Annotated in this window: 20 protein-coding genes; 11 read left to right on the plus strand and 9 right to left on the minus strand. The window is 72.7% G+C overall.

What is annotated here, in order from left to right:
- Positions 1-589 precede the first annotated feature (589 nt).
- Both AC4NN1_RS03250 and nudC read right to left on the minus strand, forming a co-directional pair.
- Entirely contained in the window at positions 590-2,302 is a 1,713-nt protein-coding gene (locus tag AC4NN1_RS03250; RefSeq protein WP_414685591.1) for an ATP-dependent helicase, read from the minus strand.
- On the minus strand, positions 2,299-3,201 hold the full coding sequence (nudC, locus tag AC4NN1_RS03255; protein WP_491954535.1) for an NAD(+) diphosphatase: 903 nt from the start codon (positions 3,199-3,201) through the stop codon (positions 2,299-2,301). Before nudC ends, AC4NN1_RS03250 begins: the two co-directional genes overlap by 4 nt.
- Before the next feature lie 65 nt (positions 3,202-3,266).
- Here nudC and AC4NN1_RS03260 point away from each other — a divergent pair, with 65 nt between their 5' ends.
- A complete protein-coding gene (locus AC4NN1_RS03260; RefSeq protein ID WP_491954536.1) occupies positions 3,267-4,496 on the plus strand; it encodes a protein kinase family protein in 1,230 nt (409 codons plus the stop codon).
- Positions 4,497-4,511: 15 nt separating this feature from the next.
- On the opposite strand, the gene AC4NN1_RS03265 is transcribed toward AC4NN1_RS03260, so the two are convergent.
- Both AC4NN1_RS03265 and AC4NN1_RS03270 read right to left on the minus strand, forming a co-directional pair.
- Positions 4,512-7,790: an ATP-dependent DNA helicase gene (locus AC4NN1_RS03265; RefSeq protein ID WP_491954537.1), complete on the minus strand. Its 3,279-nt coding sequence runs from the start codon at positions 7,788-7,790 to the stop codon at positions 4,512-4,514.
- Positions 7,787-10,864, minus strand: coding sequence for an ATP-dependent helicase (locus AC4NN1_RS03270; protein WP_491954538.1), 3,078 nt, complete (start codon positions 10,862-10,864; stop codon positions 7,787-7,789). The genes AC4NN1_RS03265 and AC4NN1_RS03270 overlap by 4 nt, the downstream gene beginning before the upstream one ends.
- A gap of 167 nt (positions 10,865-11,031) precedes the next feature.
- Between AC4NN1_RS03270 and AC4NN1_RS03275 the strand changes: the two genes are divergently transcribed.
- The gene (locus AC4NN1_RS03275; protein WP_018188255.1) at positions 11,032-11,253 is read left to right on the plus strand and encodes a DUF3107 domain-containing protein; all 222 of its coding nucleotides are present in this window, start codon (positions 11,032-11,034) and stop codon (positions 11,251-11,253) included.
- A gap of 1 nt (position 11,254) precedes the next feature.
- On the plus strand, positions 11,255-11,545 hold the full coding sequence (locus AC4NN1_RS03280; protein ID WP_491954539.1) for a hypothetical protein: 291 nt from the start codon (positions 11,255-11,257) through the stop codon (positions 11,543-11,545).
- A gap of 29 nt (positions 11,546-11,574) precedes the next feature.
- Here AC4NN1_RS03280 and AC4NN1_RS03285 read toward each other — a convergent pair whose 3' ends face one another.
- Positions 11,575-12,309: a ferritin-like fold-containing protein gene (locus AC4NN1_RS03285; RefSeq protein ID WP_491954540.1), complete on the minus strand. Its 735-nt coding sequence runs from the start codon at positions 12,307-12,309 to the stop codon at positions 11,575-11,577.
- Positions 12,310-12,453: 144 nt separating this feature from the next.
- Here AC4NN1_RS03285 and AC4NN1_RS03290 point away from each other — a divergent pair, with 144 nt between their 5' ends.
- Entirely contained in the window at positions 12,454-13,971 is a 1,518-nt protein-coding gene (locus AC4NN1_RS03290; protein WP_491954541.1) for a DEAD/DEAH box helicase, read from the plus strand.
- A 14-nt stretch (positions 13,972-13,985) separates the two neighbouring features.
- Here the strand turns inward: AC4NN1_RS03290 and AC4NN1_RS03295 are convergent, their stop codons facing one another.
- On the minus strand, positions 13,986-14,861 hold the full coding sequence (locus tag AC4NN1_RS03295; RefSeq protein WP_491954542.1) for a PHP domain-containing protein: 876 nt from the start codon (positions 14,859-14,861) through the stop codon (positions 13,986-13,988).
- 56 nt (positions 14,862-14,917) lie between these two features.
- Here AC4NN1_RS03295 and AC4NN1_RS03300 point away from each other — a divergent pair, with 56 nt between their 5' ends.
- From AC4NN1_RS03300 to AC4NN1_RS03310, 3 genes are read left to right on the plus strand one after another with little or no spacing between them, the layout of a single operon-like run.
- Positions 14,918-15,931 (plus strand): endonuclease/exonuclease/phosphatase family protein, encoded by a 1,014-nt coding sequence (locus tag AC4NN1_RS03300; RefSeq protein WP_491954543.1) that lies wholly within the window; start codon positions 14,918-14,920, stop codon positions 15,929-15,931.
- 31 nt (positions 15,932-15,962) lie between these two features.
- Positions 15,963-17,381 (plus strand): aminopeptidase P family protein, encoded by a 1,419-nt coding sequence (locus AC4NN1_RS03305; protein WP_336123845.1) that lies wholly within the window; start codon positions 15,963-15,965, stop codon positions 17,379-17,381.
- 4 nt (positions 17,382-17,385) lie between these two features.
- Complete coding sequence (locus tag AC4NN1_RS03310; protein ID WP_336123846.1) at positions 17,386-19,164, plus strand: gamma-glutamyltransferase family protein; 1,779 nt, start codon at positions 17,386-17,388, stop codon at positions 19,162-19,164.
- Here AC4NN1_RS03310 and AC4NN1_RS03315 read toward each other — a convergent pair.
- Positions 19,146-19,817 carry an alpha/beta hydrolase family protein gene (locus tag AC4NN1_RS03315; RefSeq protein ID WP_336123847.1) on the minus strand — a complete coding sequence of 224 codons (672 nt, stop codon included), beginning with the start codon at positions 19,815-19,817 and terminating at the stop codon, positions 19,146-19,148. The genes AC4NN1_RS03310 and AC4NN1_RS03315 overlap by 19 nt on opposite strands.
- Positions 19,814-20,551, minus strand: coding sequence for a YflT domain-containing protein (locus AC4NN1_RS03320; RefSeq protein WP_020097104.1), 738 nt, complete (start codon positions 20,549-20,551; stop codon positions 19,814-19,816). Before AC4NN1_RS03320 ends, AC4NN1_RS03315 begins: the two co-directional genes overlap by 4 nt.
- A gap of 72 nt (positions 20,552-20,623) precedes the next feature.
- Between AC4NN1_RS03320 and AC4NN1_RS03325 the strand changes: the two genes are divergently transcribed.
- From AC4NN1_RS03325 to AC4NN1_RS03335, 3 genes are read left to right on the plus strand one after another with little or no spacing between them, the layout of a single operon-like run.
- A complete protein-coding gene (locus AC4NN1_RS03325; RefSeq protein ID WP_018188265.1) occupies positions 20,624-21,886 on the plus strand; it encodes a magnesium transporter MgtE N-terminal domain-containing protein in 1,263 nt (420 codons plus the stop codon).
- The gene (locus AC4NN1_RS03330; RefSeq protein ID WP_018188266.1) at positions 21,886-22,422 is read left to right on the plus strand and encodes a DUF1003 domain-containing protein; all 537 of its coding nucleotides are present in this window, start codon (positions 21,886-21,888) and stop codon (positions 22,420-22,422) included. Before AC4NN1_RS03325 ends, AC4NN1_RS03330 begins: the two co-directional genes overlap by 1 nt.
- A complete protein-coding gene (locus tag AC4NN1_RS03335) occupies positions 22,419-23,555 on the plus strand; it encodes an Mrp/NBP35 family ATP-binding protein (RefSeq protein ID WP_018188267.1) in 1,137 nt (378 codons plus the stop codon). Before AC4NN1_RS03330 ends, AC4NN1_RS03335 begins: the two co-directional genes overlap by 4 nt.
- Positions 23,556-23,583: 28 nt before the next feature.
- Here AC4NN1_RS03335 and AC4NN1_RS03340 read toward each other — a convergent pair whose 3' ends face one another.
- Positions 23,584-23,970 (minus strand): twin-arginine translocase TatA/TatE family subunit, encoded by a 387-nt coding sequence (locus tag AC4NN1_RS03340; RefSeq protein WP_336123852.1) that lies wholly within the window; start codon positions 23,968-23,970, stop codon positions 23,584-23,586.
- Between the two features lie 75 nt (positions 23,971-24,045).
- On the opposite strand from AC4NN1_RS03340, the gene AC4NN1_RS03345 reads away from it, so the two are divergent.
- Positions 24,046-24,684: an O-methyltransferase gene (locus AC4NN1_RS03345; RefSeq protein ID WP_018188269.1), complete on the plus strand. Its 639-nt coding sequence runs from the start codon at positions 24,046-24,048 to the stop codon at positions 24,682-24,684.
- The last annotated feature ends 48 nt before the right edge of the window (positions 24,685-24,732 follow it).

The following is a 24,732-nucleotide window of genomic DNA, read 5'->3' on the forward strand; positions in this document are numbered from 1 at the left end:
CAGGAGCGTCTGCTCGATGCCCTCGTGAGCGGCATCCCGGATGCACGGCTCGCGCCACTGGCGCGGGAGCTCGGTGCGACCGACGACGAAGCGGATGCGTTCCTGCGTCGCATAGAGAAGGCCCTCGCTCCCGAGGCGGCGCCCGCACCGGCCGTCCGGGTCGAGCTGCCGGCCGATCTGCGCCACGAGGACGAGACCACGCTCGTCGGCGGGATGCAGGCCGCGGGACTGGACGTCGTCGACACCGCCCGATGGCCTCTGCCGACGGCGCCCGAACCGATCGTCGTCGTCGCGTCGCGCCTGGTCGATCCGCATCGCGCCGCGCGGCTCACCGCGAACGACATCCCCCATCTTCCGATCGAGCTCTCGGGCGACCGTGTCGTCGTGGGTCCGTTCGTCGTCCCCGGGGAGAGCGCCTGCATCGCCTGCGTCCACGCGTATCGGCGCGATCGCGACCCCGATTGGCCGCTCGTGGCGGCGCAGCTGCTCGCGCGACCGTCGGTCCCCACCGACCCGCTCCTGCTGGTCGAGGCGGCGACCCTCGCGGCCCGGATGCTGCGCAGCGGCGCGGTAGGACGCTCCGTCGTCCTCAGCGCCGCGGACGGGGTGGGCGAGAGCCGCGAACACCGACCTCACGCAGGGTGCCTCTGCCGATCTCCTGAAGGAATCTGGAGCGCTGACGCTCCCGGTTCCCCGACCGCTGCGCCCACGACAGCGACAGCGTTCGCGCGGCCCGCGTGACGCCCACGTAGGCGAGACGCCGCTCCTCGTCGATCTGCTCGAACGTCGTCGCGTACGAGATCGGGAGGAGCCCTTCGCTGAGACCCATGAGGTGGACGTGGGGCCATTCGAGGCCCTTCGCGGCGTGGAGCGTCGCCAGGGTCACGGTGCGCATCGCGGGTTCGTGCTGCGCCTTGGCGCGGGCGGTGAGCTCGTCGGTGAAGCCGCGCAGAGTGGTCCCCTCCGGGGCTTCCTCGGCGAGGCGGAGCACCGCCGCCCGCGCTTCCCAGGCCTCGCGCAGCGCGCCGCCGGCGGGGGGCGCCTCGTCGGTCAGTCCGAGCGATCGCAGGACGTCGCGCACCGTGGCGATGAACGACCCCGACAGCGGCGCGACGGAGGCACCGCGGAGGGCCATGAGCGCCTGGCGCACCTCGGGCAGGTCCCAGAACCGCTTGCCCCCAAGGACCGTCGCCGGGATGCCGCGGCTCGAGAGGGCCGCCAGGAGCGGGGCCGACTGCGCGTTCAGCCGGTAGAGCACGGCGACGTCGTGCGGGTCGACACCTTCTCGGAGCTGCGCGGCGATCCGATCCGCGATGCCGTTCGCCTCGGCCGCGTCGTCCTCGTAAGACGTCACCTCGGGAGAGGGGCCGGCGGGCGCCGGTGTCACGAGCTGCAGGGCGCCGGGTCGCCCGCGCATGAGCTCGTTCGCGACGGCGAGGACCGCGGCATCCGATCGGTAGTTGCGTTCGAGGCGCACCACGGTGACGTCGTCGTCGCGCTCGGCGAACTCGAGCAAGTAGCGGGGGTCGGCGCCGGCGAACGAGTAGATGGTCTGGCTCGCGTCGCCGACGACGCACAGATCCTTGCGATCGCCCAGCCACAGCTGCAGCAGGCGGTGCTGCACGGGCGAGACGTCCTGGTACTCGTCGACGGTGAAGTGGCGGTACTGCTCGTGGACGGCAGCGGCGACGCGCGGCTCGGATTCGATCATCCCGGCGCAGGCGAGCAGGACGTCCTCGAAATCGAGCTGGCGACGCTCGTCCTTCAGCTTCTCGTAGGCGCGCTGGAGGCCCACGAGGGGGTCGATCGACAGCCCGGGGATGCCGCCGGACCGAACGTCGGCGTAGTCCTCGATCGAGCGCATCGTGACCTTCCGCCACTCGATCTGGGAGGCGACATCGCGCAGCGTCGAGGCATCCAGTCGCAGACCGATCCCGTCCGCCGCGTGCGAGAGGAGCTTCACCTTGCTGTCGACGATCGCCGGCGCGGTGTCGCGCGCCACCTGGGGCCAGAAGAAGTTCAGCTGGGCGAGGGCCGCGGCGTGGAAGGTGCGGGCCGCGACGCCCTCGACGCCGAGTCCTCGGAGCCGGCCCCGCAGTTCGCCGGCCGCCTTCGTCGTGAAGGTGACCGCCATGACGCGCTGCGGCGAATAGGCGCCGGTGTCGACGCCGTGCGCGATCCGGTGGGTGATGACGCGCGTCTTCCCCGTGCCGGCGCCGGCGAGAACGCACACCTGACCGCGGAGGGTGCCCGCCGCCTCGCGCTGGCGGTCGTCGAGGTCGGCGAGCGGGTCCGCGCTCACTCCCCGACCCATCGGACGATGAGGCTCCGGGCGATGGAGGCCGGCCCGGGAAGACGGATGTCGCCGCCGCCTGCCAGAGCCTCGCGGATCTCCGCCCGGGTGAACCACCGCACGTCGAGGATCTCCTCGCCGTCGGGACGGGCTTCATCGTCGGCGACGGCGAAGGCGGTGAAGCCGAGCATGAGCGAGCGCGGGTACGGCCACGCCTGCGATCCGCGGTAGGCGATGCGGTCGAGGCGGACGCCCGCCTCCTCGGCGACCTCGCGCTCGACGGTGGTCTCGAGCGACTCGCCGGCCTCGACGAACCCCGCGAACGTGGAATAGGTCGGAATGTCGCCCCACGCGGCGTTCCGCCCGAGCAGCAGACGCTCCCCGTCCGAGCTCGCGACGGCGACGATCACGGCGGGGTCGGTCCGGGGGAAGTGCTGGCGACCGCAGACGACGCACCGGCGGGACCAGCCCGCCTGCCGGATCTCGGTCGCCCCGCCGCAGGCCGGGCAGAACGGGGCGTCGAGCAGCCAGCGACCGAGGCTCAGCCCCTGCACGAAGCGGCCCGCCTCGTCGGCGTCGAGATCGCCTCCGACGACGCGCAGACTCCCCCACCCGGCGGCATCCACCGTCGGCTCGTCGGCTTTCGACGACACGGCCGCCACGGCGACCGCGCGGTGCTGGGAATCGCGGCCGAGGAACGCCCAGACGGCATCACCGGGAACGGCCTCGGGGGTGAGCCAGCGCAGCGCCGAGTTCTCGTCGAGCGGCGCGCGGTCGCCGTGAAGCAGCAGCACGCGCGTGTCGCGATCCGCTCGGATGCGGGTGAGCAGACCTTCGTCGAGCCGCTCTTCGGCTGCACGGTCGATGACCGCTCGCGCCAGGGGCGGCGGGACGTCCTTCGTCGTCATCGAGGACCTCTCTTGCGGGCGTGGCGTGGGGGGCGCGGGGCCGTGCCCCGCCTACCCTGGGGGGCATGGCACGCTCTCCTCTCACTCTAGCCGCGGCCGCCACGGCGGCTCTCTCGCAGGCGTCGGGTGTGCGCACGAGCATCACGGGTGCGGCTGCACTCAGCGAAGACGTCGGCCACCGGTACGACAGCGCGCTCCTCCACCTCGACGACGGCACCCGGCTCGTCGTCCGCGTTCCCGAGAGCGACGAGGCCGAGGCGGACGCCCTCCGCGAGACGACGGCGCTCGGCGCCCTCACGCCCGGAGTCCGGGCCATGCTGCCCTTCCGAGCCCCCGAGACCCTCGGGACCTCCCGCGTCGGCGGCCGCACGGCGCGCGTGCAGACCTACCTCGCCGGTTATCGGGTGGACGCCGCCCACGTCCCGCCGGGGCGCGGCGTCGCAACCGCCATCGCGGCCGCCATCGCCGGCATCCACGAGCTCCCCACCTCCATCGTCCACGGCGCGGGCCTGCCCGCCCGCACGGCCGCGCAGGTGCGGACGGACACCGAGCGTCTCCTGGACCGCGCCGAGTCGACCGGACGATTGCCCTTCGGCCTCCTGCGACGGTGGAGCCGGGCTGTCGCGCTGGATGCGCTGTGGAACCTCGAACCCACCGTCATCCTCGGCGGCGTCGATCCGGCATCCTTCACCCTGACCGACGTCGAGGGGGTTCCCACCGTCGCCGGGCTGCTCCACTGGGCCGGGCTGAGCGTCGGCGACCCCGCGGAGGATCTGCGCTGGGTCGCCAGCGCACCCGACGCCGCCGCGGACGTCGTCGTGGCCTACGCCGCGGCGAGCGGGCGCGCCCCCGACGCGATGCTCGCCGAGCGCGCCCGGCTGCACGCCGAGCTCGAGTTCGCCAAGTGGCTCGTGCACGGTCACGACACGGCGTCGGAGTCGGTCATGACGGATGCCGTGGCCCTCCTCGAGTCCCTCGACGAGAGCGTCCGCGACGAGGCGCCGATCGGATCGGGGACCGTCAGCATCGACGACGCCCTGGCCGCACTGGGGCGCGTGCCGGCCAGCACCACGGGGGCCATCGACACCTCCATGCAGACCGATGCCTACGACCCCGGCATGCTCGACGGGTACGAGGACGACGATGCGGCGCCGGCGGCATCCGTCGTCGATCAGGAGACCGAGGCCCTCGAGTTCGGCGACTGGGCGGGCACACAGGCGGAGACCCCCGCCGAGGAGAGCGACCCCGACGACGCCGCGAAGAACGCGCTCCGCCGCTGGACGGGAACCGCCTGACCCGCCGCCGCCTCGTCAGCCGCGGAGGATGAGACCGTCGGCGACGTAGAACAGCACGACGTCGATCCGGTCCATCGGAACCCCGTGCTTGGCGTGGTAGGCCCTGCGGTACAGCTCGAGCTGGAGCATCCGCTCGGTGCGCTCGGCCGGGGTGCGCGGCGGGCGGCCCGTCTTCCAGTCCACGATCTCGATCCGGTCGCCCCGGCGGTACACCGCATCCAGCTTGCAGATGACGATGTGGGGACGGCCGTCGCCCAGCGCGTCGGGATCGACGAAATCGATCTCCGTCTCGACCTCGATCGGTTGAAGGGGACCCCACTCCGACGCCAGGAACGCGTCGCGCAGCCGGTCGAGCGCATCCGCGTCGGCCGGTGACATCGAGACCGATTCGTCGTCGTCCCAGAGGACGTCGTCGACCGAGCGCGACCGACCGACGAGACCGGACCGCTGCTCGACCCACGCGTGGAACAGCGTGCCGAGTCGCGTCTGCCGGTAGGGCCGTTCGGGCAGGGTGCGGGCGACCGCCGTCGCCGCCGCGTCGTAGTCGGCGACGAAGTCCTTGAACCGGGATGCGGGGATGCGGGTGGGCGCGACCCTCTCGCGGCCGGCCGCGCGCGCCGCACGCTCGGCGAGGAGCAGTTCGAGGTCGCGTGTCGGGGTGGCCGCCGGGGCGTTCATCGCCGCCTCGACCCGGGCCGCGGCCTCCCGCACTCGGGATGCGCGCGATCCGAGGGGGTCGATCGGCCAGTCGAGCGTCGCCCGGGCACCCTCGTACGGATTCTCGGCGACGTCCGCGGCGGGAAGCGCGATCCCGAGTTCCTCCGCGATCTCGCGGACGAACCGGCTGACCTCACGGGGCTTCTTGGTGCCGGCCCACGGCGAGGCGGAGATCAGCAGGTGCTCGCGGGCGCGCGTGACCGCGACGTAGGCGAGACGCCGCTCCTCGGCGAGGTGGCGCTCCCGGATGCCGTCGGTGAACGACCCGAGCGCCGTCTTGAGGTCCTGCTGGGAGGGGGCGTCGGGTGCGCGCCACCGCAGGTCGGGCAGCCACTCCCGGTCGCCGCGGAAGGAGTACGGCAGCACACCGAATCCGAGCCATCCCTTCGAATCCTGCAAGCGGGCAGGCAGCTCCTCCTCGACGCCTCGGACGACGGCCACGGCATCCCACTCGAGGCCCTTCGACCCGTGGATCGTGAGCAGCTGGACCACGTCGTCCTCGGGCGGCTCGGTGCGCGGGGCGAACTCGTCGATGCGCTCCGCCCGATCGAGCCAGGCCAGCAGGCTCGGGAGCGAACCCCGCTCATCCGTCTGCAGGAAGCCGTGGAGCTCGTCGATGAACGCCCGGAGCTGATCGGATGCCGTCCGTGCCGGACCGCGCGATTCGTTCGCGGCGAGCTCGATGTCCAGGCGCAGCTCGTTCTCGATGAGACGCACGAGTTCGGGGATCGGCAGACCCGCGGCTCGCCGGAGCCCGGCGAACACCGCTCCGGCGTCGCGGAGGCGCTCCCGCGCCGCGGGGGTGAACCCGGCGAGCCAGCCGTGATCGGGCTTCTGACGGGCCACGAAGTCGAGAGCGGCGACGAGTGAGCCGCCTTCGTCCCCCGCCGACGAGCGGATCGTCTCGGCTAGCTCCGGAGGCAGGGGCTGCAGGGCGGTGTCGTGACGGACGAGACGCGCGGCGACCTGGGCCAGCTCCCTGAGGTCGGCGAGCCCGATCGCCCAGCGCGGCCCCGAGAGCAGGCGGATGAGAGCGGACCCGGCCCGCGGGTCGCTGATCACGCGGAGGGCCGAGACGACGTCGACCACCTCGGGCGTCGAGAGGAGTCCTCCCAGTCCGAGGATCCGATGCGGGATGCCGCGTCGCCCCAGCGCGTCCGCAAATCGGAGCATGTGCTTCTTGCTGCGGACGAGGACGGCCGCCGTCGTCGACCGCCCACCTCGGCGCCGCTCGTCCCGTACCGCTCCGAACCATTCGGCGACGGCATCCGCTTCGGCGTCGACGTCCGTCTCGACCACGATGTCGACGCGACCCGTCGGCGCGCCCTCGCGAGGTCTCAGCGTCCCCACCTCGACGGGTGCTTCCAGCGGCGCGAGCACGGCGCCCGCCGCGCGGAGGACGTCGACGCCGTTTCGCCAGCTCGTCAGGAGCGAGTAGGTGCGGGCCCCGGCATCCGGGTCGAACGAGCGCGCGAAGTCGCCGAGGTTGCCTGCGCTCGCGCCGCGCCAGCCGTAGATGGACTGGTGCGGGTCGCCGACGGCCATCACCGCCGTGTCGCGGAAGAGGGTGGCCAGCAGGTCGGTCTGCACGACGGACGTGTCCTGGTACTCGTCGAGGAGCACGACCCGGTAACGCTGGCGGAGCTCCTCGGCGACCGACGGGTGGGCGCGGACGACCTGGAGGGCGCCGGCCACCTGGTCGGAGAAGTCGATGAGGCCACGCCGCCGCTTCTCGGCTTCGTAGGTGCGGGCGAGCGAGGTGAGGACGGCGAGCCCGGACACCTTCTCGGCCGCCGTCCGCACGTCGGCGTACACGGTGGTGGCGGCTCGCTGACTGGGCCGCTCGAGGACGCCCTGGAACTCCTCCGCGAAGGCGTCGAGGTCATCGAGGTCGGCGAGGTTGTCGACGCTGTCGCGTGCGATCCGCAGCGCCGCATCGATGATCGTCGACGGCCGCTCGATGCGATCGGGCAGGCGCGTGTCGTCGGAGGAGAGCACCACCTGACGCATGAGCAGCCACGCGGCGGACTCGCTGAGCACGACCGCCTCGGCGTCGCGCCCGATGCGGACCGCGTTCTCGCGCACGATGGCGTCGGCGAAGCTGTTGTAGGTCGACACGGCGGGGCGCTCCAGCATCGCATCGCCCGCTTCGGGAGTGGTCGGCTCGGGAGCCAGCGCGTCGAGCGCCGCGCGGCGCGCCGATTCGGGCGCGCCGGCTCGCTCCAGCTCGCTGAACACGGCCAGGCGACCCTCGTCGTTGAGCCGCTCGAGGTGCGGAAGCAGACCGCGCCGCTCGAAGTCGGCCAGGCGGCGCAGGCGCGAGCCGATCCGCTCCGCGAGCTCGCCCGCGGCCTTGCGCGTGAAGGTCAGGCCGAGCACCTCGTCCCGGCGGACCAGTCCGTTCGCAACCAACCACACGACGCGGCCCGCCATCGTCTCGGTCTTGCCGCTGCCGGCACCGGCGACGACGAGAGCCGGGGCGAGGGGGGCGGAGATGACGGCCGACTGCTCGGGCGTCGGCGGGAACTGTCCGAGGGCCGCCGCGACGGTCTCGGGACGCAGGAGTGCGGTGCTCACGCGGAACTCACCGGACCGATCGTGTGGATGCGGCAGAGCCCGCGGGTGTGGTCGTCGCGGCAGTGCTCCTCGAACGGGGCGACGAACGATGTCCCCCGCATCACGCGGACGGCCTCGTCGACACGGCCGAGGAATGCGGCGCGCGTCTCGTCGTCGAAAGGTTCCTGGCGCGGTTCGGCGTACGGCGCGTTCCGGGTGCCTTTCAGGACGAGCAGCTTCGCTCCGCCCGGCGCGGCGCCTGCCACCTCGGGGATCGCCCCCCGCTCGAACGCGAGCTGGTAGGCGGCGAGCTGCGGATTGTCGACCGCGGCGCGGTCGCTCGTCGCCTCGCTCCGGCCGGTCTTGAGGTCCACGATGACGACGCGTCCGTCCCTCGTCCGTTCGACCCGGTCGATGTAGCCCGAGAGGATCGCGGGATGCGCGGCATCCGCCACCGGCAGCGGCACCTCGAAGTGGGGCTCGGCGCCGACGAGGGTCGTGCCGGCTCGCTCGGTGTCGCGGAGGTAGGCGGCGAGGCGCGACACGAGGTCGCGGGCGCGGCGGCGTTCGGCCTCGTCGATCCAGGCCGCCTCGAACTCGAGCTGCGACCAGCCTTCCTCGACGAACGCCCACAGCGCCTCGGGGTCCGCCGCGTCGGCATGCTCGAGCGCGGCATGCAGGAGGGTCCCGAGACCCGCCACGGCGCCGCCCGGATCGCCGCCGAGATCACCGATCACCCAGTCGAGCTGACACTGCTCCAGTGCGTGGATGCGGGAGGGCGAGATGCGCAGGGGTTCGGCGTCGAGGTCGCGGATCGGGGCTGTCGAGGTCGGCTCGGCGAGGCCGTACCACTGGGCCGGGTCGGCACCCGGCACACCCGCCGCCGCGAGCAGCGCGAGCTGCCCGGCGGCATCCGTCCGATCGGATTCGGTGGTGCGCGGGTCGGTCAGACGGCGTCGGTGGCTCGCGACCAGCCCTCGGAGGGTCAGGGGGTGCTCCGCAGCACGCGGAGCCGGCGCCGCGAGAGGCAGGAGCTCGAACAGCACACTCGGGCCGGAATCGTCGTCGTCGACCGCGGTCACGACGAGATGCGACCGTGCTCGCGAGACGGCGCGCGCGAACAGCCGCAGCTCGTCGTGCAGCACGGCCCGTCGGCGGTCGGCGGTGTCGACGTCGGCGTCCTGCTCGGCGAGCCGCGCCGTCTCGAGCAGGCTCCCCCGCAGGCGCAGGTTCGGCCAGACGCCGTCCTGGACACCGGCGACGACGACGGTGTCGAACTCGAGCCCGAGCGCCGCTGCCGGCGTGGAGATCTGGACGCCGCTGGCCACCGTCCCGGTCCGCAGGCGGTCCTCGGCGACCTCGGACGACAGCAGCGCGCGGAGGTGATCGATCGGCGCCGTGCCGTCCTCCCGCTCGCCGTGACGCTTCGCGGCTTCGAAGAGGGCGACGACCGCGTCGAGGTCACGCCGCGCCTGATCGGCGAGCGGACCCTGGCCGTCGGCGAGTGTGCGCAGCTGGCGCTCGAGTCCCCGCTGCTCCCACACCGTCCACAGCAGCTCGTGCGCGGTCGCACCCGACTGGAGCTGCTCGCCCACCTCGGCGAGCGTCCGCGAGAGTCGAGCCGCGCGTCGCGCCTCGGGCGTGTCGATGACGTCGAACTCGATCGGATGCCGCACCCCCGCCGCCAGCAGTTCGCGAGCCGACCTCTCCCCACCCGACCGCAGCTCGGCGTGGCGGAGGGCGGCGCGCAGCCTCCGCAGCTCGACGGGATCGAGTCCCCCGCCGACGAGCACGTCGAGCACGTCGTCGTCGGTGCGGAGCTCGGTGGCGACGGCGGCCAGGTCGACCGCGCGCAGGAGGTCGCGCACGATCGGCGTCTCGGCGAGGGCTCGCGCGGGGCCGACGGCGGCGGTCGGGACGTCGCGAGCGGACAGCTCCGCCTCGAGCGCCGTCACCTGACGCGAATCGTGGGCGATGACCGCGCACTGCTCCCACGGGACGCCGTCGTGCACGTGCCGCTCGCGCAGGAGCCGGGCGATCAGATCGAATTCCTCCGCCCCCGAGCGCAGCGCGAAGGCGCGCACGCTGTCGTCGGCCTCGAGGCCGACGGGCGGATGCCGGTGCGCCACCAATCCCGCCGCGCCGATGCGGGACGTGACCTGGGCGGTGAGGTCGCGCTGGGCGGCGGTCCCCCGGTGCACGCTGCCCAGGACGTACGTGCTCGTGGCGAGACGGGCGAAGTTCTCGGGGCGGGCGCCGCGGAAGGATCCCGATCCGACGTCCGGGTCGCCGAACGCCAGCACCGCGACGCCCCGCATCCGGCACGCCTCCAGCAGTTCGACGCCGCCCAGGGTGACCTCCTGCGCATCGTCGACGAGGATCGCGCGCAGTCCCGCGACCGCGCCGAGAGCGGGCGAGGCCGCGGGAGCGTCGCGGAGGAGCCCGACCGCTTCGCGCACCAGACCCGCCGCGTCACGGTGCGCGCCGCGCATGCGGGCGCGGACGGCGCGGTACTCGTGCGCGAAGGATGCGAGCGATGCCCAGACGGGGCGGTCGGTCGCCGCGGCGCGCGCCGCGAGCTGCTCGGGTTCGATGCCGAGGGTGGTCATCTCGGCGAGGAAGGCGCGGATCTCCGCGCGCAGACCCGCGCCGGAGCGGATGTCGGCGGGCAGCCATTCCGGCCATCGCGAGGGCCCGCTCCGCTCGTCCTCCGCGTCGCCGGCGAGGAGGTCGCCGATGATTCGGTCCTCGTCGGGGCCGGTGAGCAGCTGCGGCGGCTCGTCCCCGCGGTGGACGGCGTGCGCGCGGACGACCTGATAGGCGAAGGCGGCGACGGAGCGGGCCAGCGGGCCGCTCGTCGCCACGCCCACGCCGACGGCGAGCCGGTCGCGGAGCGCTGTGGCCGCCGTGCGCGTGGGGGTGAGCACGAGGATCTGCTCCGGCGGCATCCCGCCGTCGACGAGCGCGACGACGCGACGGACCAGGGTCGAGGTCTTGCCGGTGCCGGGAGCTCCGATCACGACACCGGACGCGCCGGAGGGGAGGGAGGTCACCGCATCCTGCGCCGGGTCGGAACGGAGGGGCGCGGCGGGCATGCGCTCCACGCTAATCGGCGTCGCCGACACCGATGCACCAGCTCTCCCGCGCGCCGGGCGCAGCCGCGTTCGCCGACAGCGAGCGCGGGCCCGCGGCCACGGCGGGAGCGGGTGTCGTAGGCTCGAGAAGCGCCCGGAGACCCGGGCCGGGAAAGGCAGGCATCACCGTGGAGATCCGCATCGGCATCGCGAACTCGCGCGAGCTCGGCTTCGACTCGAACGAGACGGCCGACGCCGTGAAGCAGACGATCATCACCGCCCTCGACAGCGGCGCGAGCTACGTGACCCTCGCCGACGCGAAGGGCGCGACCTACCTCATCCCCACGGCGGGCATCACGTTCGTCGAGGTCGGCACCGACCAGTCCCGGCGCGTCGGCTTCGTCGCCTGACATGCTCGTCGTCCTGGCACTGGTCTTCGGGGCGATCACCGGGGCGGCCGCGCACTACGCGCTGCCGCTGCGCTCCCTGCGCGGCGTGGCCCTCGGCCCCCTGCTGGGGAGCCTGCTGGGTGCCGGCACCTGGACGGCCATGACGTGGGCCGGGGTCGGTCCGGATCAGGGATGGATCTGGCTCGTGAGCATCGCCGTCCCCGTCGTGGTGACGCCCACCGCTCTGCTCGTGGTGTCGCGGCTGCGCGCCGCACACGACGCGCAGACGCGCACCGGACTCGGCATCGCCTAGCCCGCGCCTCCTCGGGAGCCCGCGCCCTCTCAGGCGTCGAGGCCGATGCCGGTCATCCGTCGCGAGTGCGCGCCGAGCAGTTGCGTGAACACGGGGTCGACCTGCTTCTCGTCGTCCCGATCGAGCGCACCCGGGCGCTCTGCGGCGCCCGAGCGGAGTGCGCCCCGGGCGACCAGGAGCGTGTCGCCCACGAGTCGGCGCCCCCACAGGCTGAGGAGCGACCGCAGTTCGTCGTCGGCCGCGATGGCGTCGGTGATGATGCCGACGAGCGGTGACCGGTCGGCATCCGCTCGGAGGATGGCGGCGGCGCGGCGGCCCGTGTCGCCGTAGCTCCCCGACAGCGACAGGTAGAAGTCGTCCAGCAGGCCCGCGGTGACGTGCACCGTCAGCATGGTCTCGAGGGGACGGACGCCGTGGGTCGCCCGACGGAACGCGTCGAGCGGTTCGCGGAACGGCAGCATGAGCTCGAGCGGATCGTCACCGCGGTCGCGGATGAGCGCCACGAGGGCCTGATGCTTGAACAGCGCCGCGCCGGCGGCACGGGACAGAGACTCCTTGTGCGCGAGCTCCGGACTGCGTTCGATGACCGAGCTCAGCGTCTCGACGTAGCCGAGCTGCAGGTAGGCGGCCTGACCGAGGTACGTCGCGACGTCGGGGGCGAGCTGCTGGAAGTCGACACGACGAACGTCGCTCGCCTCATCGCGGGACCGCAACCGCAGGATGCGCCCGGGGGGTCGCCGTCGCTGCCAGAACCACCTCACCACGGGGCCAGCCTACGGGGCGGGAGGCACCCCTCCGGTAGGGTGGATCCGTCCCGGCGTCGGATCGGGACCCCGCGCCTGGGGCTGAGTGAAGGGCGTGGACCCACATCACGGCGGCATCTCACCGCCAGACAGGCACGGAAAAGCATGACCACGTTCGCAGAGCTCGGCGTCGACCAGGACATCGTCGACACCCTCGCCGCCAAGGGGATCGTCGACACGTTCCCCATCCAGGAGCAGACGATTCCGCTGGGCCTTCCCGGCCAGGACATCATCGGCCAGGCGAAGACCGGTACCGGCAAGACCTTCGGCTTCGGCATCCCCGTCGTCCAGCGCCTCGGCCTGAACCCCGAGCCCGGCGTCAAGGCCCTCATCGTGGTCCCGACGCGCGAGCTCGCCGTCCAGGTCTACGAGGACATGGACATGCTGACCTCGGGCCGCGCCACGAGCGTGGTCGCCATCTACGGCGGCAAGGCGTACGAGGGCCAGATCGACCAGCTCAAGGCCGGCGCGCAGATCGTCGTCGGCACACCGGGCCGACTCATCGACCTCAACAACCAGCGTCTGCTCGACCTGTCGCACGCGACCGAGGTCGTGCTCGACGAAGCAGACAAGATGCTCGACCTCGGCTTCCTCCCCGACATCGAGAAGATCTTCCAGAAGGTCGCGCCCGTCCGTCACACGATGCTCTACTCGGCGACCATGCCCGGACCGATCGTCGCGCTCGCCCGCCGCTTCATGTCGAACCCGATCCACATCCGCGCGAGCGACCCCGACGAGGGCCTCACGCAGGCCAACATCAAGCACCTCGTCTACCGGGCGCACTCGCTCGACAAGGACGAGGTCATCGCACGCATCCTGCAGGCCGAGGGTCGCGGCAAGACCGTCATCTTCACGCGCACCAAGCGCGCCGCCCAGCGCCTCGTCGACGAGCTCAGCGACCGCGGCTTCAGCGCCGGCGCCGTCCACGGCGACATGAGCCAGGAGGCCCGCGAGCGCTCGATGGCCGCCTTCAAGGCGGGCAAGCGCGACGTCCTCATCGCGACCGACGTCGCCGCGCGCGGCATCGACGTGGACGACGTGACCCACGTCATCAACCACACGATCCCCGATGACGAGCAGACGTACCTCCACCGCGCCGGCCGCACCGGCCGTGCCGGCAAGACGGGCATCGCGGTGACCTTCGTCGACTGGGACGACCTGCACAAGTGGGCGCTCATCAACCGGGCGCTCGACTTCGGCCAGCCCGAACCCCTCGAGACCTACTCGTCGAGCCCTCACCTGTTCGAGGAGCTCGACATCCCCGTCGGCACCAAGGGTCGCATCACCGCCGCCCCCAAGGCCGCTCCCGCGCGCTCGTCCGCGGCGCCCGCCCGGGCTGCAGACGCCGCCGCGGACCAGTCAGCGGATGCCGGCACCAGCCGTCGTCGCCGTCGCCGCCGCGGGGACGACGTCAGGGTCGGTTCGACGTTCGAGCAGGAGCCCGGCGCCGCGGCATCCGCCTCGGCGAACTCGACGTCGGATTCGGCGGACCGTGCCGTGGACGGCGCCGGCACGCATGACGGGGCCGGCAAGGAGCACCACGACGGCAAGCCCGCCCCCGCGCGGCGCCGTCGCCGCCGCCGTGGCGGATCCGGCGGCGCAGCACCGATCGCCGGCGCCTGAGCCGGGTCGTCGCGCTACGGCGTGACGACCGCGCTCCCCGTCCCGAGGGCGACGATCCGCGCGATCGCGTCCTCGGACGTGGTGTTCTCCCCCGGCACGTTCGGCTTGCCGCGACCGTGGTAATCGCTCGACCCGGTCGCGATGAGGTCCCGCTCCGCGACCAGGCGCCGCAGCTCCCCGAGCGCGGGCTCGACGTTCTCGCGGTGGCCGAGCTCGAACCCGGCGAGGCCGGCGTCGAGCATCCCGCGGACGACGCGGTTCGGCAGGAGTCCCGCCCGCCCGGCGGGGTGCGCGATCACGGGGACACCCCCCGCGCCGGCCACGGCCGCGACAGCGGTGACCGGATCGGGCGCGTACAGGGCCACGTAGTACTCGCTGGCCGGCGAGAGGATGCCGCCGAACGCTTCGCCGCGATCGCGGACGTGCCCCCGGGCGACGAGGGCGTCGGCGATGTGGGGACGCCCCACGGTCGCTCCCTCCGCCGTCTGCGCCTCGATGTCCTCCCACGTGAGGTCGTAGTCGCGTCCGATGCGCTCGGCCATCGTCCGCGCACGGGTGAGCCGCGACCGCCGGATGCGATCGGTGAGGGCTCGCAGGCCCGCGTCCTCGGGGTCGATGAGATAGGCGAGCACGTGGACGCTCCGCCACTCGTGCCGCGCCGACAGCTCCATCCCCGGCAGGAACGACATCCCGAGAGAGACGGCGGCATCGGCTGCCTCCGCCCACCCCGACGTGGTGTCGTGATCGGTGAGGGCGGCCGTCCGGATGCCGTGGCGGTGAGCGGCGGCCATGACGACCGCGGGCGGCTCGGTGCCGTCGGAGTGGTCCGAGTGCAGGTGGAGATCGCCGGGCCCGTACGGGGCCGATGGAGCGGAGGACCCTGCGGACATGGTCACGAGCGTACCGCGCGCAGAAAGTCCCCAGCCTGCCCGCTTAGTGTCGTGATGTGCTGCGACTGACGGGGATTCTCTTCACGATCGCCGCCGCCGTCGGCGCAGCGATCCTGACGTGGCCTCAGTTCTTCCGTCTCGAGCAGACCTTCCCGATCGCGCAGCTCGTGTCGCTGCGACCCGTCGTCGCCGTCGGTTTCGCCGTCCTCGCGCTCATCGGTCTGCTGGTGTGCCTCGGGCGCCGCACACGCGGCTTCGGATCAGGTCTCGCGATGATCGGCATCCTCGCCTGCGCGGCGAACGTCGGGATCCTCGCCTTCCGCGGCCTCGGGACGTCCGGGCTCCCCGAGCCGACCGCCGACAGCGTCCGCGTCATGACGTGGAACACCGCCGGCGAGGCCACGGACGTCGACGCGATCGTGACGACGGCCATCGCGATGGACGTCGACATCGTCGCTCTCCCCGAGACCACCGACGAGACCGGCAAGGCGATCGCCGTGGCCATGCGCGAGCGCGGCAACCCCATGTGGGTGCACGAGGAGAACTACCAGGGGTGGGATGCCACCTACACGACGCTCCTGATCTCCCCCGAACTCGGCGACTACGCCGTGGTCGAGTCGGACTCCTCCGGGACGAAGAACACGTCCGTCGTGCCGAGCGTGGTCGCGATGCCCGTCAACGGGGAGGGCCCCACCGTCGTCGCCGTCCACGCCGTCGCGCCGAGGCAGAACGACATGGCGCACTGGCGCAGCGACCTCCGCTGGATCGCGGACCAGTGCGCGAGCGCGAACGTCATCCTGGCGGGCGACTTCAACGCGACGATCGACCACATGAGCCGGCTCGGCACCCGCGGCGGCACCCTCGGACGCTGCCACGACGCCGCCTCGACGACGGGCAACGGCGCGGTCGGGACCTGGGACACCGCCTGGCCGGCTCTGCTGGGTGCGCCCATCGACCACGTGATGACGACGGATGCCTGGCGCGCCACCGGTTCGGTCGTGGTGACCTCCCTCGACGGGTCCGGCGGAGACCACCGCCCCGTCATCGTCCAACTGGAGCCGGTGGGCTGACGAGGTCGACGGTCGGTGCGAGACTGGGAAGATGACCACCGACGAGCGCGACACCATCGCCCAGGAGACCACCGAGACCCCGGCGGCAGCGACCACGAACCGCAAGCAGCCCTTCCCCGCGGGCTTCCTCGAGTCGATCTCGACCGGATGGGCCGAGCGGCCCGCCTCCCTGCCGCCGCAGCGAGCCGAAGCCCCCTACGCCGCCGCACGTCGAGCCGCCGTCTCGGCCGCGTTCCCGGGGTCGCGCCTGGTCATCCCCGCCGGCTCCTTCAAGCAGCGCTCGAACGACACCGACTACCCGTTCCGTGCCCACTCCGCCTTCTCGCACCTGACCGGCTGGGGCGCCGATGCCGTGCCCGACTCCGTCCTGGTCTTCGAACCCGTCGACGGCGGTCACGACGTCACCCTGTACCTGCGCGAGCGCGCCGATCGCACGACGACCGAGTTCTACGCCGACGCTTCCATCGGCGAGTTCTGGATCGGCCCGCGCCCCTCCCTCGAAGCGGTCGCCGCCGACCTCGGACTCGCGACGGCCCACGTCGATGCGTTCACGAGCACCGACGACGACCTCACCCTCGAGGCCGATGACGAGCTCACGCGCTTCGTTTCCGAGCTGCGCCTGGTGAAGGACCCGTACGAGATCGCGCAGCTCCGCCTCGCCGTCGAGGCCACCGGTCGCGGCTTCGACGACATCGTCGCCGAACTCCCCCGCATCATCGACACCCCTCGCGGCGAGCGTGCCATCGAGGGCGTGTTCCACCTGCGCGCCCGCACGGACGGCAACGGCGAGGGGTACGACACGATCGCGGCATCCGGTCCTCATGCCTGCTACCTGCACTGGACGCGCAATGACGGCGCCGTGGTCCCCGGCGATCTGGTCCTCATCGACGCCGGCGTCGAGGTCGACAGCCTCTACACCGCCGACATCACGCGGACCCTCCCCGTGTCGGGCACGTTCTCGCCCGTGCAGCGCCGCATCCACGAGACCGTGCGGGAAGCAGCGGACGCGGCGTTCGCGGCAGCCCGCCCGGGCGTGAAGTTCCGCGCGATCCACGAGGCCGCGATGGAGGTCATCGCCGCGCGGACTGCCGAGTGGGGCTTGCTCCCGGTCACCGCAGAGGAGGCGCTCGACGCCGACCGCGGCGGTCAGCACCGCCGCTACATGGTCCACGGGACGAGCCACCACCTCGGGATCGACGTGCACGACTGCGCAGAAGCGCGACGGGAGATGTACTACGACGGCGTGCTCGAGGCGGGCATGGTCTTCACGATCGAGCCGGGACTGTACTTCCAGATCGACGACCTCACCGTGCCCGAGGAGTACCGCGGGATCGGCGTGCGCATCGAAGACGACATCCTCATGACCGAGAACGGGCCGGTGAACCTCTCCGCCCACATCCCGCGCACCGCCGACGACATCGAGGCCTGGATCGCCCGCGCCCGCGCCTGAATCGATGACCGCGTCCGCCTACACACCGCCGCCCGCTTTCACGACGCGACCCCAGCTGACGGGGACGTTCGGCATGGCCGCGTCGACCCATGCGACGGCGACCGCGGTCGCTCAAGCCGTGCTCGAGCGCGGCGGCAACGCGTTCGACGCCGCCTGCGCGGGTGGGTTCGTGCTGCACATCGTCGAACCGCACCTCAACGGTCCCGGCGGCGATCTCGTCGGACTCTTCCAACCGGCGGATGCCGCGGCCCCCACGGTCCTCATGGGCCAGGGCGCGGCGCCCGCCGGCGCGACGATCAGCCATTTCCGAGGGGAGGGACTCGATCTCGTCCCCGGGGCCGGCGGCCTCGCGGCGGCGATCCCGGCCGCCGTCGACGCATGGCTCCTCCTCCTCCGCGACCACGGGACGTGGTCGGTGGCCGACGTCGTGGCGTACGCGATCGACTACGCCGACAACGGGCATCCGCTGCTGCCGGCGGCCGCAGCCACCATCGGCCGTGTCGCCGACCTGTTCCGGGAACACTGGACGTCGTCGGCCGAGCTGTGGCTCGTGGACGGCCGCGTCCCGGCGGCAGGCGACCTTCACCGCAACGCCGCGTACGCGGATGTCCTCCGGCGCGTCGCCGCCGCGGCCGGACAGGCGGATGACCGGGCGGTCGGCATCGACGCGGCGCGAGCCGAATGGCGGCGCCTGCTCACCGACGCCTGCGCCTTCCTCTCGCGTCCGCATCGCCACTCCAGCGGCACCGATCATGTGGCCGTCCTGACCCCCGACGACCTCGCCGACGCACCGGCGCGCTACGAGACGCCCCTGTCGGTGCCGTTCCGCGGGCGGACGGTGTTCAAAGCGGATGCCTGGTCCCAGGGACCCGCCCTGCTCGAGGCGTTGCGCATCCTCGAGCCCCTTCCGGAGGCCGACCTGGACCCCTCGACCCTCACGGGTGCGCATACGGTCATCGAGGTCCTGAAGCTCGTCCTCGCCGACCGCGACGCCTACTTCGGCGAGGGCGCGGACGCCGGCCCCCTCCTCTCGGACGCCGTCATCGCCTCCCGGCGCGCGGAGATCGGCGACCGCGCGTCGTCGCGGTGGCGGCCCGCCACACTCCCCGGAGCGGGACCGTGGGAGCCACCGCTCCGGCAGGAGGGTGCGTCCGCCGCAGGGACGGGCGAGCCGACGGTCGACCGCACCGGCGCCACCCGGGGCGACACATGCCACATCGACGTCGTGGACCGGTGGGGCAACATCGTGTCCGTCACCCCGTCCGGCGGTTGGCTGCAGTCCTCCCCCACGATCCCTTCACTGGGTTTCTGCCTCGGGACGCGACTGCAGATGTGCTGGCTCGACGACGCCTCCCCCGCCGCGCTCCGGCCGGGCGATCGCCCGCGGACGACCCTGTCCCCGACGCTCGTCCACGACGGGACCACCCGCATCGCGATGGGCACACCCGGCGGCGACCAGCAGGACCAGTGGCAGTTGCCGATGCTGCTGCGGATGCTCGTCGGCGCGTACACCGCGCAGCAGGCCATCGAGGCTCCGACGCTGCACACGGCGGCGATGGTCGACTCGTTCTGGCCGCGCACGTGGGACCCGATCGGCCTCGTCGCCGAGGAGCGGTTGGACGACGCCGTCCTGACCGGTCTCGCCGAGCGGGGCCACCGCGTCACGAGGGCGGGCGAATGGTCGCTCGGCCGGCTGTCAGCGGTCGGGATCGACCGGGACACCGGCATCCTGTGGGGCGCCGCCAACCCCCGGGGTGTGCAGGGCTACGCGGCGGGGCGCTGAAGCCGGGCGCTCAGCCACGGGGCGGCCGACCGCGCCGTCGCCGCACCCACCTCGTCTGCGGGGAGCTTCCGCCCCGCGACCTCGAACGAGTGGCCGCCGCCCTCGAACCAGCGGATCTCCGCATCGTGGCACGCGGCGACGGCCGCTTCGAGGTCGACGAGCGGTTGCAGGAACGGATCCTTCGTGCCGGCCAGGAAAAGCTGCGGCGCGGTCACCGCGGGCAGATGGGCCGTGCGCGCGTTCTCGGGTCGGCCGGGCGGGTGCAGCGGATACCCGAGGTACACCAGCGCGTCAGCCCCGATCCGTCCCTCGGCCGCCGCCATCGACGCCATGCGACCGCCGTACGACTTGCCCGCCGCGACGAACGGGAGGCCCGGTGCCGCCCCGCGGCAGAACGTCTCGACCGCGGCCCACGTCTCGACGGCGTGTGCGGCGGGGCCCGGCATCCGTCGCCCGGCGTGCCGGTAGGGGAAGTCGAAGCGGACCGTCGTGAAGCCGGCGTCCGCCCACACCCGCGCGGCACCCACCAGGAACGGATGCTCGTGACCCGCGCCCGCGCCGTGAGCGAGAGCGATGACGGCTCTCGGATCGTCCGCCTCGTCCATCCAGGCGTCGAGCTCGACCCCGCCCGAGGGCAGGGCGACGACGATCATCGCGGAGCGTCGGGGGCGGCCTGCCCGGTCGGCTGGCCGGGAGTTCCCTGACCGGGAGCGGTCTGGGGCGGCGTCGCGGGAGGCGCCGGCGCAGGATCGACACGCTCGCCGTACTGCGGTGGCGCGGCCGGGTCGACGCGTTCGCCCGCGGCGGGGGACGGCGCCGGATCGACGCGTTCCCCGGACTGCGGAGTGGCAGCGCCGGGCTCGATCCGTTCGCCGTACCGCGGCGGGTCGGTCAGATCCACGGGCGGCGCGGGACGCGGTGCCGACGTGCGCGACCCACCGAGCAGCTCGGTGGCCCGACCGAAGCTCCGCGACAGCACGGTGACGTCGTAGTGGTCGGCGATCACCTGCGTGACCGAGGTGAAGTCGCGTCGCCGACGGAGGATCGAGTAGCTGATGATGCTCAGGAGCATGCCGATCGCGATGCCGACGAGCATGACGCCGACGAAGAGCTGCAGGACGGCTCCCGGGCTCCCGAGCACGAAGATGGCGGCGAACAGCAGGCCGAGCAGGACGCCGTTGATCGCACCGGAGCGGGCGGCCGTCGCGTACCCCAGACGCCCCGTGACGCGCTCGACCGATCGCAGTCCGCGCCCGACGATGGCGATGTCCGGGGCGGGCACGTCCGAGGCGATCAACGTCGACACGGCTTTCTGCGCCGCTTCGTACGACGTGTACTCCGCGACCGTCGCACCGTGCTCTTTCGGGGCCCCGCCCATCATGCTCATGGTGTCAGTCTCCCACGAGCCCCTTTGCGTCGGCGCAGGAACCGTGAGGTATCCGCCGACTACGCTGGTCGGGTGAGTACGCAGCGGGTCTTCGTCGCGCGCCTGACCGGGTGCGCCGTCTTCGACCCGTCGGGCGACCGGCTCGGACGGGTCCGCGACGTGGTTGTCATCTACCGGAAGGACGACCCTCCGCGGGTCGTCGGCCTCGTGGTCGAGATCCCCGGCAGGAGGAACGTCTTCCTCTCCATCGGCCGCGTGACCTCGATCGCCAGCGGTCAGGTCATCACGACGGGCCTCATCAACGTGCGCCGCTTCGAGCAGCGGGGCGGTGAGGTGCGCGTCATGACCGAGCTCATCGGCCGCAGCGTCCACCTCACGGACGGGTCGGGCTCCGCCGTCATCGAGGACGTGGCGATCGAACGCGACCGCCTCGGCGAATGGCACGTCGGTCAGTTGTTCCTCCGGCGCCCCAAGACGAGCGCCTCGCCCTTTGCCAAGGGGCCGACGACCTTCGCGCAGTGGAACGACGTCCGCGACGAGCAGGTGGCCGGCCAGACGCAGTCCGCCGAGCTGCTGGTGGCCTCGTACTCCGAGCTGAAGCCTGCCGACCTCGCCAACACCCTTCTCGATCTCCCCGAGGACCGCCTCCTCGAGGTCGCCGAGGAGCTCCCCGACGATCGACTCGCCGACGCGCTCGAAGAAATGCCCGAGGACGATCAGGTCCACATCCTTGAGGCCCTCGGCGACGAGCGCGCCGCCGACGTCCTCGACGCGATGGAGCCCGATGACGCGGCCGACGTGCTGGGGCAGCTCTCCGACGCCCGCGCCGGCCAGCTTCTCGACCTGATGGAGCCCGAGGAGGCGGAGGACGTCCGGGCCCTCCTCGAGCACGGGCCCGACACGGCCGGCGGTCTCATGACGAGCGAGCCCATCGTGCTGTCCGCCGACGCGACCGTCGCCGAAGCCCTCGCCCTCATCCGTCGTCACGAACTGCACCCCGCGCTGGCCGCGGCGGTGTTCGTCACGCTGCCCCCGTACGAGACCCCGACGGGGCGTCTCCTCGGCGTCGTGCATTTCCAGCGGATGCTGCGCTACCCGCCGCACGAGCGGCTCGGCGCCATCATCGACGACAGCGTGGAGCCGGTCACCGTCTCGGCCAGCGCCGCCGAGGTGGCTCGTCTGCTCGCGAGCTACAACCTCGTCTCGCTCCCCGTCGTCGACTCGGCTCGGCACCTCGTCGGCACCGTCACCGTCGACGACGTCATCGACTACCTCCTGCCCGATGACTGGCGTTCGCAGGATGCCCCGCGGCAGACCCCGGGGGTGCGGCGATGATGGCGCGCGCACCGAAGTCGGGGTTCGAAGCACCGCGCGGTCGCCGGGCGAGCGTCCTCAGCCGCACGCCGCAGCCGTCGCGTGATCGGTTCGGACGCTTCACCGAGTGGATCGCCCGGGCGATGGGCACCCCCGTCTTCCTGCTGATCCTGTCCCTCTTCTGCGTCGCGTGGATCACCTGGAACACGATCGGCCCCGAGTCGCTCCGCTTCGACGACGCGGCGCTCGGCTACACCGCCCTCACCCTCGTGCTCTCGCTGCAGGCCTCGTACGCGGCTCCGCTCATCCTCCTCGCGCAGAACCGCCAGGACGACCGCGACCGGGTGCAGATCGAGCAGGACCGTCAGCGGGCCGAGCGGAATCTCGCCGACACCGAGTACCTCGCCCGTGAGGTCGTGGCCTTGCGGATGGCGCTCACCGACATGCAGAGCGAGGTGGTGAGCCGCGACGTCCTCCGCCAGGAGCTGAGGTCGCTGCTGGATCGTCTCGACGAGCGCGACCACGATCGCCCCGGCGACGAGCACTCGACGTCGTGAGTACGCACGCGACCGCCGAGCAGGTCCGCGCCGCGGTGTCGGCCGTCATCGACCCCGAACTGCGCCGCCCGCTCGGCGAACTCGACATGGTGCGCGATGTGGCCGTCGACGGCGACATCACCCGTGTGGGCATCGCCCTGACGATCGTCGGCTGCCCCGCGGCGGACCGCATCGAACGCGACGTGCGGGATGCCGCGGCATCCGTCCCGGGCATCGCCGACGTCGCGGTCGACGTCGGCGTCATGACCGCGGCGGAGCGCTCCGCCCTCGTGGAACGGATCCGCGGCACCAAGCGCATGCCCTTCACCGCGGACTCGCTGACCCGGGTGATCGCCGTCACGAGCGGCAAGGGCGGTGTGGGCAAGTCCACCGTCACCGCGAATCTCGCGGCCGCCTTGGCCTCCCGCGGACTCGCCGTGGGGCTCATCGACGCGGACGTCCACGGGTTCTCGATCCCCGGGCTCCTGGGCCTCGTCGACGAGGATGGCCGGCCCCCGCAGCCGACCCGTCTGAACGACCTCATGCTGCCTCCCGTGGCACACGGCGTGAAGACGATCTCGATCGGCATGTTCCTCCCCCCGGATGCGTCCCCCGCTGTCGCCTGGCGCGGTCCCATGCTCCATCGCACGGTGCAGCAGTTCCTCACCGATGTGCACTTCGGCGACCTCGACGTGCTCCTGATCGACATGCCGCCGGGAACGGGGGACGTCGCCATCTCGGTGGGCCAGCTGCTCCCCCACGCGGAGGTCCTCGTCGTGACCACTCCGCAGGCGGCGGCGGCCGATGTCGCTGTGCGCAGCGGTGTCGTCGCCCGTCAGACGGGCCAGTCGGTCATCGGGGTCATCGAGAACATGACGGCGTTCATGCTTCCCGACGGCAGCGTCCTCGACCTGTTCGGTCAGGGCGGCGGCGAGGCCGTCGCGGCCGCTCTCTCAGTCGGCGGACTCACGGTGCCGCTCCTCGGGTCCGTCCCGCTGAGCGCCGCGCTCCGGCGGGGTGGCGACGTGGGCGTCCCCGTCGTGATCGGCGAGCCCGAGGACACCGCGGCGCGGGCGATCTCCGCGATCGCCGATGCGATCGCCACGACGCGGCGCTCGCTGGCCGGTCGGTCGCTGCCCGTCTCGCGCTCCTGATCCGACGACAGCCGGCGGATGCCGCCCGTCAGGTCGCCTCGGAGTCGAACGGCACCGCACGCAGGTCCGCCGGGTTCTCGTCCGCGCTCGCCTCGACGGCGGGCGGCTCGGCCAGCGCGAGCGCCGCTGCCGGCGTCGTCGCGACGGGCTTCACCGGGGCGTCGTCGATCAGCGCCTCGCGGATGATGCGCCGCGGGTCGTACTGTCGCGGGTCGAGCTTGCGCCACTCGATCTCGTCGAAGTCATCGCCCATCTCCTCCTTGACCCGGGTGCGTGCGCCGTCGAGCCACTGGCGCACCCGCCGAGTGAGCCTCGCGAGGGACGCGGCGTAGCCGGGCAGGCGCTCGGGCCCGAGCAGGAGGGCGGCGATGAGTCCGATGAGGAGGATCTTCTCCAGATCGAGCCCGAATGACATGGTTCCCAGGTTACCCGTGCGCCTGGGGGTTGCGGGGTGCCGACCCGCCTAGGCTGACGCGTGGAGGTTCACGACATGGGAGATCACGAAGCGGTACGCCGATTCGCCGCCGAGGCGACGGTCGAGCCCGAGGCCATCGCCCGCGCCCGCGCTCACGCCCTCGAGATCGGCGCGAACCCGATCAGCCCCGAGGTCGGCGCCCAGTGCGCCGTCATCGCGGCGGCCGGCCGCGCGCTCAACATCGTCGAGATCGGCACGGGCGGCGGGGTCTCCGGCCTCTGGCTCATGCACGGGTCGCCGCGCGCGACACTGACGACGATCGATAAGGAACCCGAGCACCTCGCCGTGGCCCGGAAGGCGTTCACGGATTCCCGCATCCCGCCGGCTCGGGTGCGGTTCATCACCGGCCGCGCCGCGGACGTCCTGCCGCGGATGAACGAGGCGTCCTACGACATCGTCCTCATCGATGCCGACCCCGAGGGGGTCATCGAGTACGTCGAGCACGGGCTGCGTCTGGCTCGCGCCGGCGGCACGGTGCTCGTGCCTCGGGTGCTCGCCGGCGGCGCCGTCGCCGATCCCGTCAAGCGCGGCCCCCTCGAGAGCGCCTACCGGTCCCTGATCCAGGAGACGCAGGACTCCCCCGCCGTCCTCGGCGCGCTGTCCATCGTCGGCGAGGGCCTGCTCCAGTTGACGACGGTCGCCGACCAGAGCTGATCGCTTCGCCGCGGCATCCGAGAAACGCCGAAAGGCCGGCCCCGAGGG

It is taken from the genome of Microbacterium sp. MDV22-iso44, from assembly GCF_058629135.1.